Annotated in this window: 11 protein-coding genes; 5 read left to right on the top strand and 6 right to left on the bottom strand. The window is 55.6% G+C overall.

Annotation, left to right across the window (positions count from 1 at the left end):
• Positions 1 to 5 precede the first annotated feature (5 nt).
• From PQR63_RS16735 to metH, 4 genes are all read right to left on the bottom strand, one after another.
• Positions 6 to 686 (bottom strand): MarC family protein, encoded by a 681-nt coding sequence (locus PQR63_RS16735; protein WP_094562347.1) that lies wholly within the window; start codon positions 684 to 686, stop codon positions 6 to 8.
• A 121-nt stretch (positions 687 to 807) separates the two neighbouring features.
• A complete protein-coding gene (locus PQR63_RS16730; protein ID WP_408169307.1) occupies positions 808 to 1989 on the bottom strand; it encodes an MFS transporter in 1182 nt (393 codons plus the stop codon).
• A gap of 364 nt (positions 1990 to 2353) precedes the next feature.
• On the bottom strand, positions 2354 to 2629 hold the full coding sequence (locus PQR63_RS16725; protein WP_408169134.1) for a hypothetical protein: 276 nt from the start codon (positions 2627 to 2629) through the stop codon (positions 2354 to 2356).
• A gap of 80 nt (positions 2630 to 2709) precedes the next feature.
• Positions 2710 to 6456 (bottom strand): methionine synthase, encoded by a 3747-nt coding sequence (gene metH, locus PQR63_RS16720; protein WP_408169133.1) that lies wholly within the window; start codon positions 6454 to 6456, stop codon positions 2710 to 2712.
• Positions 6457 to 6597: 141 nt separating this feature from the next.
• On the opposite strand from metH, the gene PQR63_RS16715 reads away from it, so the two are divergent.
• From PQR63_RS16715 to PQR63_RS16695, 5 genes are all read left to right on the top strand, one after another.
• Complete coding sequence (locus PQR63_RS16715) at positions 6598 to 7215, top strand: phosphorylase family protein (RefSeq protein WP_408169132.1); 618 nt, start codon at positions 6598 to 6600, stop codon at positions 7213 to 7215.
• 143 nt (positions 7216 to 7358) lie between these two features.
• Complete coding sequence (locus PQR63_RS16710; RefSeq protein WP_408169131.1) at positions 7359 to 8144, top strand: glycosyltransferase family 2 protein; 786 nt, start codon at positions 7359 to 7361, stop codon at positions 8142 to 8144.
• Positions 8145 to 8183: 39 nt separating this feature from the next.
• A complete protein-coding gene (locus PQR63_RS16705; RefSeq protein WP_408169130.1) occupies positions 8184 to 9308 on the top strand; it encodes a class I SAM-dependent methyltransferase in 1125 nt (374 codons plus the stop codon).
• 285 nt (positions 9309 to 9593) lie between these two features.
• Positions 9594 to 10205, top strand: coding sequence for an isochorismatase family protein (locus tag PQR63_RS16700; RefSeq protein WP_408169129.1), 612 nt, complete (start codon positions 9594 to 9596; stop codon positions 10203 to 10205).
• Between the two features lie 58 nt (positions 10206 to 10263).
• A complete protein-coding gene (locus tag PQR63_RS16695; protein ID WP_408169128.1) occupies positions 10264 to 10728 on the top strand; it encodes a cupin domain-containing protein in 465 nt (154 codons plus the stop codon).
• Between the two features lie 121 nt (positions 10729 to 10849).
• Here the strand turns inward: PQR63_RS16695 and PQR63_RS16690 are convergent, their stop codons facing one another.
• On the bottom strand, positions 10850 to 11755 hold the full coding sequence (locus PQR63_RS16690) for a LysR family transcriptional regulator (RefSeq protein WP_408169127.1): 906 nt from the start codon (positions 11753 to 11755) through the stop codon (positions 10850 to 10852).
• A gap of 33 nt (positions 11756 to 11788) precedes the next feature.
• Positions 11789 to 12742 (bottom strand): methionyl-tRNA formyltransferase, encoded by a 954-nt coding sequence (gene fmt / locus PQR63_RS16685; protein ID WP_408169126.1) that lies wholly within the window; start codon positions 12740 to 12742, stop codon positions 11789 to 11791.

The following is a 12742-nucleotide window of genomic DNA, read 5'->3' as shown; positions in this document are numbered from 1 at the left end:
TTTTATCAAGGCGGCAACAAACCCGTTTCGACCAGCAAGCCGGTGAAGCCCGACCAGAAAATCTGTATCCCGATGCACAACAGGATGAAAGCGGACAGGCGCAGCACCACCATGGTGCCCAGTCGTCCCAGCAAACTCACAATCTTGTTGGCCGAGCGATAGCACAGATATACCACCAGCACTGTCAAAGCCGATCCGACGGCGGCACTGCCGATCGACATGACCCAGTCCACCAGTCGCGCCGGGGTATTTGCACCAAGCGTGATGGAAGCCGCAATCGTGCCAGGACCGACCGTCAGCGGAAAGCTGATCGGATAGAAACTGCGTGCCTTCAGTTCTTCGTTGGACTCATCGTCATAGGTTTTCGCAACCTGCGTCTTGATCGACGACTCTTGCTCGTTATCGCTCAGCAAGCGCCATCCCGATACGGCTACCAAAAGCCCGCCGCCAATCCGTACGATGGGCAGGGAAATACCGAAGAAGGTCAGCACATGCGAGCCGATGAAGATCGCGCCGACGAGCATGAACCAGCAATTGATCGCCACCTGGCGGGCAACACGATTTTCAACCTGGCGCGGCACGTCGCCAATCAAATTGGCGAAAACCGGTGCAATGCCGAAAGGATTAAGAATCGGCAGCAAGGTCACCGGTATCAGCAAGACGGCCTTGAGGAAAATGATCAGCATGGTGGAGCTTTCCGGCGCGGCGGCCAGCGAAGAAAGACAAACGCTCGCAGGCGGCTGCCTGCAATGCCGATAGCGTAATGCAGGCGCGCCGCTAAATCAAACCAATATGTCCGATCGCTATTTACGCGCTTGCGCCTTGCAAGCTGGCGCTGCCACCATCGTGCTTGCGCAATGTCCGTCGCAGCAAAAAAACGCCGATGCCGAGGTTGAGCAGATTCCAGAGAATGCCATTGAGGAAAGCCGCATGATAGGAGCCGGTCAGATCGAAAATCTGGCCCGACATCCACCCACCCAGCGCCATGCCAAGCATGGTACACATGATGACCGCACCGACGCGGCCGCCGGCTTCTCGTGCGGGGAAATATTCGCGCACAATGATGGCGTAGGACGGCAAGATACCGCCCTGGAACAAGCCGAACAGCGCGGAGATGACATACAGTGACGCCAATCCGTCAAATGGCAGGAATAGCAGCAAAGCGATGCCTTGCAGGGCGGAGCCCAGCAACAGCGTGCGCAAACCGCCAATACGATCGCAGATCAGCCCGGAAATCAGGCGGCTGACCACGCCACAGGCCAGCATCAGCGACAACATCTGCGCCCCGCGCGCAGCACCGTAACCGAGGTCACCACAGTACGCGACGATATGCACTTGCGGCATGGCCATCGCTACACAACAGGCTACGCCGGCGACGCATAGCAACAGCTGCGCTTTGCCCATCGGCAAACCGAAAGGCCGCTCGGACGACAGATCGACACCGCCACGTGCGGCCGCTTTCGAGGCGATCGGTGGACGACGGCGCATCAGCAAGGCCAGACTGCCCATGACGAGGAAGCAGACGATGCCCAGGCCGATATACGTCTGACGCCAACCGACCGTCTCAACGAAATGCTGCACGATCGGCGGCCAGATGGCGCCGCCCAGATAGTTGCCGCTGGCGCAGACAGCGACGGCGATGCCGCGACGGCGCACGAACCACAACGAGGTGTCGGCGATCAGTGGCGAAAACGTCGCCGAGCTGCCGCATAAACCGATCAGCAAACCATGCGCCAGCGTGAAGACAATAATGTTCGGTGCCATGGCGGCAAGGATGAAGCCAAGCCCCAGACAGACAGCCCCCACCAGCAAGGGAATCATCACGCCGAAACGATCCGCCAGCTTGCCCATGAGCATGCCGCCGATGCCGAAACCGATCATCGACAAGGTATAAGGCATTGACGCCACACCGCGCGCGACACCGAATTCAGCCTGTACGGCCGGCAGCACAACGGCCACGACATACATGCCGCTGGCGCCGATGACCATCAGTACCAGCGTGATCAGCAGGCGCACGACGGCATAGGAAGAGTCGGTTTCCGACGGAGGATGATTGTTGGTAGATGCTGCTGGGGTGGAAGTCACGCGCGGGTTCTCCGTCTCGTTTATTGATATGTCTGGTCTCCTGCCATTCATTTGCAGCGGCGCTGGTGCGATCCGTTCAGGAGCATCACTGCAACATGATTAACACGACAACATTTTCGTCGATGCATGGCGGAGGACAGCCTAACACGAGACGAAAGAGGGTGCAGGCAAGAGCAGGAAAGCAAAAACGCGCAGGAGTAAACCTGCGCGTTTTTGGATGAGCTGAGGCTGAATTACGGCGCATTTTTTATGCGCAGCCGTTGACCGTTCACACTAATCGATAACCACTTTTCTCTTTCTTCTGCGCGATCTTCTGGATCATCTTGAAACCGGCTTCCTGATCGTCGACCACCGTCACACGGCCGCCGCCACGGACTTGCGGCTTACCGTCCCAGCTCAGCGTGACGATCCAGTCGCCCAGCAAATCCTGATTCAGGTCGGCGACAAACACCCGCGCCGCATCCGGTTCATCGGTATGAAAATTCAGGCGCATCGGCCCGGTGACGGGCAACATGTGGGTGACGTTGTCGGCGGAATCGATCATGGCGCAAGAAAGAAAAATGAGAAAACGAAAATGAGGAAACGAAATAGAAAGTTAAATAAAAGAGTACTTAAAAACAGCCATCAGGACAAGTTCGGCGCCAGCCAGCGCTCCACGTCTTCCTTGGCAACGCCACGGCGCTCTGCCATGTCGGTGACCTGATCGTCACCGATCTTGCCGACCACAAAGTACTTCGATTCCGGATGCGCGAAGTAGAAACCCGACACCGATGCGCCGGGGAACATGGCGTACGACTCGGTGACTGTCATGCCAATCTCGTCACATTGCATGACCTTGAACGCATCTGCTTTGACCGTGTGTTCCGGGCATGCCGGATAGCCGGCGGCGGGACGAATGCCGACATATTTTTCCTTGATCAGCTCCTCGGCGGTCAGCGACTCTTGCGACACGTAGCCCCACAGATCGGTACGCACGCGCTCGTGCAGATACTCGGCAAAGGCTTCGGCCAGACGATCGGCCAGTGCCTTCAGCATGATCGATGAATAGTCATCGTGCGCATCTTCAAAGCGCTTCTCATACTTCTCGATACCGAGACCGGAAGTCACCGCGAACATGCCGATATAGTCGGCGATACCGGATTCCTTCGGTGCGATGAAGTCGGCCAGACACTGGTTAGGACGCGCCACGCCATCGATCACCGGCTTCTCGGTTTGCTGACGCACACCGTAATAAGTCAACGCAACCTGCGTGCGTGTGTCGTCGGTGTAGATCTCGATGTCGTCGTCGTTGACGGTATTGGCCGGCAACAGCGAAACGATGCCGTTGGCGGTGAGCCAGCGACCGTCGATGACTTTCTTCAACAGGGCTTGCGCTTCTTCGAATACCTTGGTGGCGGCTTCACCGACGACTTCGTCTTTCAGAATCGCAGGATACGGACCGGCCAGATCCCAGGTCTGGAAGAACGGACCCCAGTCGATATATTTGGCCAGCGTCGCCAGATCCACATTCTTGAACACGCGACGGCCGATGAACTTCGGTTTGACCGGTGCAAATTCCAGTTGCATCTTGTTGTCGCGCGCAGCGGCGATTGGCACCAATGGCACGGCCTTCTTGTTGGCGTGCTGCTCGCGAATGCGCTCGTAGTCGGTCCCGATGTCGGCGATGTACTGATCCTTGCTCTCCGGCGTCAGCAGCGATTGCGCCACCGAGACTGCACGCGAAGCGTCGGGCACATAGACCACCGGGCCGGAATAGTTCGGCGCAATCTTGACGGCCGTATGGGCGCGCGAAGTGGTCGCACCGCCGATCAGCAAAGGCATCTTCAGGCCGCTGAAATAGCTGTCGCGCTGCATTTCCTTGGCGACGTAAGCCATCTCTTCGAGCGACGGCGTGATCAGGCCGGAGAGGCCGATGATGTCGGCGTTCTCTTCCTTGGCCTTGGCCAGGATCTGCGAGCACGGCACCATCACACCCATATTGACGACTTCAAAGTTATTGCATTGCAGAACCACCGAGACGATGTTCTTGCCGATGTCGTGGACGTCACCCTTAACGGTGGCAATGACAATCTTGCCCTTGGGCTTGGCAACGACGCCGGTTTCCTTTTCGATCAGGCGCTTCTCTTCTTCGATGAAGGGAATCAGATGCGCCACAGCCTGCTTCATCACGCGTGCCGATTTCACCACCTGCGGCAAGAACATCTTGCCCTGTCCGAACAGGTCACCGACCACGTTCATGCCGTCCATCAGCGGGCCTTCGATCACGTGGATCGGACGGCCGCCGCTCTTCAACAGATTTTGGCGCGCCTCTTCGGTATCTTCGACGATCCATTGCGTGATGCCGTGCACCAGTGCATGCGCGAGACGCTTCTCGACTGGCTCGCCGCGCCATTCCAGCGTGGCCTCTTCCTTCTTGTCGCCAGCTTTTAGGGTCGCGGCAATTTCGATCATGCGCTCAGTCGCATCCTGGCGACGATTCAGCACCACGTCTTCGACTGCTTCGCGCAGCTCGGCCGGCAAGTCGTCGTAGACGCCGATCATGCCGGCGTTGACGATGCCCATGGTCATGCCGGCCTTGATGGCGTGGTACAGGAATACGGTATGAATCGCTTCACGCGCCGGGTCGTTGCCGCGGAAGCTGAAGCTGACGTTGGACACGCCACCGCTGATCTTGGCATAGGGCAGATTCTGATGAATCCAGCGCGTCGCTTCGATGAAGTCGACGGCGTAGTTGTTGTGTTCTTCGATACCGGTGGCGACCGCAAAGATGTTCGGGTCGAACACAATGTCTTCCGGCGGGAAGCCGACCTTGTCGACCAGCAGGCGATAGGCGCGCTCGCAGATTTCAATCTTGCGCTCAAAGGTATCTGCCTGGCCGGCTTCATCGAAGGCCATGACGATCACGGCCGCGCCGTAGCGGCGACACAGCTTGGCTTCGTGCAGGAATTTCTCCTCGCCTTCCTTCATCGAAATCGAGTTGACGATGGCCTTGCCTTGCACACACTTGAGACCAGCTTCGATGACCGACCATTTGGACGAGTCGATCATGATCGGCACGCGCGCGATGTCTGGTTCGGAAGCGATCAGGTTCAGGAAGCGCGTCATGGCCGCCTGCGAATCGAGCATCGCTTCGTCCATGTTGATATCGATGATCTGCGCGCCGTTTTCGACCTGCTGGCGCGCAACGGCCAACGCCTCGTCGTACTGTTCGTTGAGGATCAGGCGGGCGAAGGCCTTGGAGCCGGTGACGTTGGTGCGTTCGCCGACGTTCACGTACAGCGAGTCGTCGTTGATGATGAAAGGTTCCAGCCCCGACAGCAGCATCTCGTGCTTGCTTTCTGGAAGCTTGCGCGGTGCGATGGTCGCGACGGTGTCGGCGATCGCCTTGATGTGCGCAGGCGTGGTGCCACAGCAGCCACCGGCAACGTTAACGAAGCCGCTCTCGGCGAAATCTTTCAGCAGCGAAGAGGTGACATCTGGTGTCTCGTCGAAACCGGTATCGCTCATCGGGTTGGGCAAACCTGCGTTCGGATAAATACAGACGAAGGTGTCGGCGATCTTGGACAGCTCTTCCGCATAAGGACGCATCAGCGCTGCACCCAAGGCGCAGTTCAGACCGACGGTCAGTGGACGTGCGTGACGGATGGAATGCCAGAATGCGGGCACGGTCTGGCCGGACAGGATACGTCCCGACGCATCGGTGACGGTGCCGGAAATCATGATCGGCAAGCGCTTGCCCGATTCTTCGAAGAACATGTCGATCGCAAACAGCGCAGCTTTGCAGTTGAGCGTATCGAAAATGGTCTCGACCAGCAACACGTCGGAGCCACCTTCAACCAGCGCGCGGGTCTGCTCCAGATACGAAGTCACCAGTTGGTCGAAGGTGACGTTGCGCGCGGCGGGATCATTGACATCCGGCGAAATGGAGGCGGTCTTCGGCGTCGGGCCAAGCGCGCCGGCGACGAAGCGTGGCTTGTCGGGCGTCGAATACTTGTCGCAGGCAGCGCGCGCCAGTTTGGCCGATTGCACGTTCATCTCATAGACGAGATGCGCCATGTGATAGTCGTCCTGCGCGACGCCGGTGGCGCCAAAGGTATTGGTCTCGATCAGGTCGGCACCGGCCGCCAGGTATTTCTCGTGGATTTCCTGGATGATGTGCGGCTGGGTCAGACTCAGCAGTTCATTGTTGCCCTTGACGAACAATTCCTTGCCCGGCACGCTGAATTCCTTGAAGCGCTCGCCGCGATAGTCCTCTTCCGTCAGCTTGTATTGCTGGATCATGGTGCCCATCGCGCCATCCAGAATAAGGATGCGCTGCGACATCAAGTCGCGCAACAGCAGTTCGGTTTGGCACAAATCGTTTGGCTTCATGGCACGGTTCTTCAGTGTGAAATAATGCAATAACCCAATGCAAAAACCCGGTCACGCTGCATGCCGGGTTCGTCAAATTGGTAAAGTCTTGAAATTATACGTGAAACGCCCACCAAACCCTCTGCCGACTTGGCTCAGGACTTGAGTGTATTTACCAATGCGTTTGCCCTGCTTTCCGCTATTGCTTATCAAACCATGCCCCAGAAAATCCTGATCCTGACAGCTCTTGCCTCTGAGCTGAACGCCGCCGATGCTCCTGCCAGCGTTGACGTCATCTATACCGGGGTCGGCAAGATCAACGCCGCTGCGACAGCCGCCGCCGCCATTCTGCAACGCCAGCCGCAGTTAATTATCAATTTCGGCACCGCAGGCAAGGTCAATCCCGCCGTGGACGGACTACTCGACATCGCCAGCGTCATCCAGCGGGACATGCTCGCGATCCCGCTGGCCGCGCGCGGGGTCACGCCTTTATCGGATGAACCTAGCAGCTATTCATCGGGTCACGGCAACGCCCGTTGCGGAACCGGCGACAGTTTCGTTACCGCCGCCGACTCATGGCTTGTGGAACAAGGCGTAGATATTGTCGATATGGAACTATTCGCCATCGCCCATACCTGTCATCGATATGGGGTGCCGTGGCGTGCATTCAAGTTCATCACCGACTCCGCCGATGACGATGCCGCCGATCACTGGAACGACAATGTGCATCGCGGGGCTAAGCTGTTTTGGAAGACTTTGAACCGGATTCTTGCGGACTGAGGCATGAAAGGGTGTCAAAACAGGACTCAAATCCATAAACAAAATGGCTTTTCCCTTGAAATCGAGAGGATTCGGAGAAATAAATCGTGAGAAACTGGATTCTTGTCATCATGCGATCCCATCAAGGTCAACTTCACTGAGTCATGAATAAAACACCCCTGTTTTCCATTGTGGTCACCACGCATAAGCGACCGCAGACACTCACACGAGCACTGAGATCACTGCTCGCGCAAACCTTCACCGATTTTGAAATCGTCCTGGTGACCGACGAAGGCAGCCTGGAGACCAAAGAAACGGCAGCCCGCTTTCTGCGTGAAGACGACATTTTTCTTGTCCTGCCCCACATAAAGGGGCCGGCCGACTCGCGTAATGCCGGTGTCTACCATGCAAAGGGCAGCTACATACTTTATCTGGACGACGATGACAGTTATCAGGAAAATTTTCTCACCGATCTCACCAGTGTCCCAGGCTTTCGCAACGACGCAGTCAATTATGTCAATTACACACAATTGCAGGAAGTACGTACACCTTACGAGATGCAGACGATTTCATCTACAGAGATGCGCTTAGGCGATACCGAAATCGGTACCCTGCTGGTGAGCAACTTTATTCCCAGCAATGCAATAATCCTGCCGGCAGCAATGGCTAAACTGAATCGCGTTGATGCTAATCTCGACAGCCACGAAGACTGGGATTACTTGTTATCGCTGGTGCTCAAACACGATTTTAACTTCCTCGACATTTCCGGCCCGGTAGTACATATCAATACCGGTGAAAGCAGAAACAACGACGCCAAGGCGAGCGGCTCAATCGCGCTTGATTTCTTGTCTATTTATCGTAAATGGCCAATCCAAGATGATGACGTTAAAGCGCGCCGAAAAGACATGCTCAAGCAACTGGGGTTTGATTTACCGCAAGAATTGCTCTGATTCTCTGACTTCACGACTAATGAATACAATGGGCCAGTTATGACAACGACAGAACACACGCAGGAAAAATTGAGCTGCATTATTTGCAAAAGCAAACTATTGAAAATTGCAGACAACCTAAGAACAGCATCATCCAGGGCTGACAAGCTATACCCTCTTTCCATTTACAAATGCAGTAATTGCAGCCATGTACAAAAAGATGTAAACGTTGAATATCAAAACCATTTGGAAGATGTTTACAAAACATCCTATACCTTGCCAGGTGGCGGCAAGAAAACAAATATCGTCAATGGCAATGTAGTTTGCAGAGAGAGCAACATCGCAAACTACCTTACCAAATTTATCGCTGACAAATCGGACGTGAGTGTGTTGGATGTCGGGACTGGAAGCGGTTATCTGCTGAAGGCCTTTTCTGAGATCCATCCCGGTTTCAAGCTTGCCGGTTTTGATATCACCAACGAAAAAGAAGCGCTCATCCGGGAGAATGGCGCGACCAACTTTTATCACGAGAGTCTGGAAAGAATAGAAGAACGATTTGATGTCATCACATTGAATCATGTCGCTGAACATCTTCCCAGCCCGGTCGAAACCTTGAGACAAGCCACTGCTTTACTAAAACCGCAGGGTATTATTTTGGTCATTGTTCCATGTTTCGAATTGGTCTATTCGGACTTCTTCTTCCTGGAACATTGCTCCCACTTTACCGAAAGCTCATTGAATACTTTGGCAGCCTTCTCCGGCCTGAGCATTGTGGACAGGATGGAAGGCGTATTGGGTTCCATTGAAATCGGTTTCATCGCCAAGGATGCAAAAAGAAAACCGGAAGTGAATCCGGTCTCTGCCATTGCGTGGGCGAACGCTTTACCGCCATACATTCTGGAGAACAAGAAACAAAGAACCCTCGGTGTATTTGGATTGAACGGAGTCGGGATGTGGCTTGGCGCGATGATGAAAGGAGACATTTCTTTCTTTGTCGACGACGATCCTGCCAAACAGGGCAGTACATTTGCTGAATGCCCGATCATCAGCGTGACAGATATTCCGACGGACTCAGTGGTGATCGTTGCCTTTAATAATCCGTCCTCCTCGATCAAAATGAGTGAAAGACTTGCAAAATTGAGGCCAGATATTGAGTTTATTTCTCCTCCAAATCCTCTTTCCTAAGTTTCCATATCAAAGAGACTCAACTGCTGCATGTATAACACTTGAGTTCATATCAATGTGGCGTTGAGCTGCCTGGCCGACAGCTATGGAAATCGTTTCGGAACAGTCATTGTGTTGGTGCCTGACATACAGATGCATAGAAGCAAGCTCTTCTGAAACACCCTAGCACATGCTTCTCCGATATGTGCTGATTACGCACATATCTTGTGAGTCCGGGCTACTGTTGCCCGCACCAGGCCTCGCCTATTCTCCTCCCTGTCGCTTATCAACAAGGGAGAAGAAATCATGTCGCATCCAACCATCCGTACTATCGCCGGCGCCTCTGCGCCGGTTTCTTTGCAAGCCAACAGCACCGCGCTGCTCATCATTGATTTTCAAAACGAATATTTCGTCGGCAAGATGCCCATTCCTGATGGCATGACGGCGCTGGCCAACGCCAAGCGCCTGATTGCCTTTGCCGATCAGCACAACATGCCGGTCTTCCACATTCAACACGTAACACCTGCCGGCACACCGATTTTTGCCATAGATGGCAATACCGTCACCATTCACCCTGCAATTCAACCGGAAGCGCACCACACGCTGATTCAAAAGAGTTCGGTCAGCGTGTTTCCGACAACAGACATCGACGCTCGCCTGAAAGCTGCCGGCATAAAGACGCTGGTAATTGCCGGCCTGATGACGCATGCCTGCGTAGCTGGTGCAGCGCGTGACGCAGCGCCGGCCGGTTACGACGTGATCGTCGTGGACGATGCGTCGGCAACACGTGACATTGATGCACCCGGCGGCGGTGTGATTCCACATGACGTCTTGCATCGCACTGCCTTGACGACGATTGCCGACACATTCGGTGACGTGCTGGACACCAACGCTGTTCTCACACTGCACGTGCAGTAACCCTTACCAGCACGCCGGTGATGCCGGCACCCCACACCACTCACTCAAAAGGATAGACATGAAACGTATTGCAACCGCATTGCTGCTCCTGGCCGCCGCCGGCATCGCCACAAGCAGCCTGGCACACGACACCAAGAAAAAAGCCGGCAAATCCGTCGCCCAACCGCTGGTGTCATTTCCGGCTGCCGATTTGAAGTGGCGCGAACTGGCCGGCACCGGCGGTATCAAGGTGGCTGATGTACGTGGCAGCATTACCGGAAAAGGCCCTTACGACGCTTTCGTGATCTTCCCTGCAGGCAAGGACAACCCCTATCACCTGCATACGCAAAACCTGCCGACCGTCGTATTGAAGGGCACCTTCTACGCAGTCATCGATGGCAAGCGCATCGATTATCCTGCAGGCTCGTTCTACAATCTGCCGGCCAACATGCCGCATTACAGCGGTTGCGCCAAGGGTGAAGACTGCCTGTTATTCCAATACCAGGCAGATCATTTCGATCTGGTTCAGGTCGAAAAGAAATAAGTCGTTCGCTTCGCTTCACTAAAAGGCTCCGTCCGCAAAGATGGAGCCTTTTGGTCCTCAGCGTGCAGAAGAGTTATCAACGGTCGAAGATCATCGTCATGGCAAGATTCTTCACCGCTGCTCAATATTCCCAACGCGGTGTTGCGTAGTAATCAGCGAGGAAATTGACGAAAGCACGCACCTTTGGCGAGAGGTGATGATTCTGCGGGTACAGCACATACAAGTCGCGCGACTGTAGGCGATATTCGGGTAATACCTCAACCAGATCACCGCGCTTCAGATCTTCATGCACAACGAATGTGGCTGATGCCGTGATACCCATGCCGGCGCGCGCTGCGGCACAAACGATCAGACCGGTATTTGCCTGCACATTGCCGCTCAGTCCCACCTTTTGCTCTGCCCCGTCGGGCCCGACAAAGACCAGCTCGGTTGTCTGGAGCGCCAGAGAATAGGCCAGGTAATTGTGCGTCAACAGATCCGCTGGTTCACGCGGCATGCCATGCTTTTTCAGATAATCCGGCGAGGCAACCAAGGCCATTTCGCTGGTCGCCAGGCGCTTGGCGACCAATGTCGAATCGGGCAGACTGCGCGTGATGCGCAAGCCGACGTCGAACTCTTCACTGATGAGATCAACGAAGCGGTCATTACACACCAGATCGACCTTCAGCTCGGGATAAGCTTGCATGAATTGCGGCAACCAGTTTGGCACTTCCAGCGTGCCAAACACCATCGGTGCATTGATGCGCAATACGCCGGCAGGACGCGCCTGATGATGCGAGACGATGCGCGTGGCGTCCTCAACCTGATCAATGATATCGATGCAGCGCTGGTAGTAGAGCTGCCCGACTTCCGTCAGTGAAAAGCGCCGGGTAGTCCGATTGAGCAATTGCGCGCCTAGCATTTCCTCCAGCTGCCGCACCTGACGCGACACGACCGTATGAGAAATATCCAACGCGTCGGCTGCGGCCGAAAAGCCACCGCTTTCGACCACGCGTCTGAAGATTCGCATTGCCGTCAATTGATCCATGGATATTCTCCTGTTTGTCTCCTGCCGTAAAAATTATTGGAAGGCGCCGTCGGCCAGTGGAAAACCTTTGAGGAACTCCGCAGCCGGCAGACGCTTGCCGCCCGGCTTCTGCAATTCCGTAATGTGCAGCACACCGGCGCCGCATGCCACTTTGACGCCGTCGTGCGCATTCGCGGCGAGAATACTTCCGGGTGCGGCGGCAGTCTTTTCGTCAATCACCTGCGCCTGCCACAGCTTGACCGTGACACCACCGAACTGTGCCGATGCACCGGGAAAGGGGTTGAACGCGCGAATCTTGCGCGCCAAACCATCGGCCGACTGGTTGAAATCAAGCGCAGCTTCTTCCTTGCTGATTTTGGCGGCATAGTTGGCGCCTTCATCCGGCTGCGGCGTCGCCGGGAGTTCGCCTTGCTCCAATTTTTGGATAGCGTCGACGATCATCTTTGCACCCAGTGCTGCGAGTTTATCGTGCAGGCTGCCGGTGGTATCGGTATCCGTGATCGGCAATGCTTCCATCAATAGCATCGGGCCGGTATCAAGCCCCTCTTCCATTTGCATGATGGTGATGCCGGTTTCGCTGTCGCCCGCTTCGATCGCACGATGAATCGGTGCAGCACCGCGCCAGCGCGGCAGCAATGAGCCGTGAATATTGAGACAGCCCAGGCGTGGAATATCCAGCACGCTGCGCGGCAGGATCAGGCCGTAGGCGGCGACGATCATGATGTCGTGCGGCGTGCTGCGCAGCAGTTCATGCGCTTCGCGCGCGACGTCGGGATATTTGCCGTCCAGACGCAGCGATATGGGCTGCGCCACCGGCGTGCCGTGCGCGATGGCGCATTGTTTGACCGGTGAAGCATGGAGTTGCATGCCACGTCCGGCCGGACGATCCGGCTGGGCCAGGACCAGTGTGATTTCATGGCCTGCGGCGTATAGCGCTTCGAGCGCAATGGCGGCGAATTCGGGAGTTCCGGCGTAGATGATTTTCAT

Source organism: Herbaspirillum rhizosphaerae (genome assembly GCF_046025915.1).
GTDB lineage: Bacteria > Pseudomonadota > Gammaproteobacteria > Burkholderiales > Burkholderiaceae_D > Herbaspirillum > Herbaspirillum rhizosphaerae_A.
The sequence above is the reverse complement of the archived record's forward strand: the minus strand, read 5'-3'. Positions and strand labels throughout refer to the sequence as shown.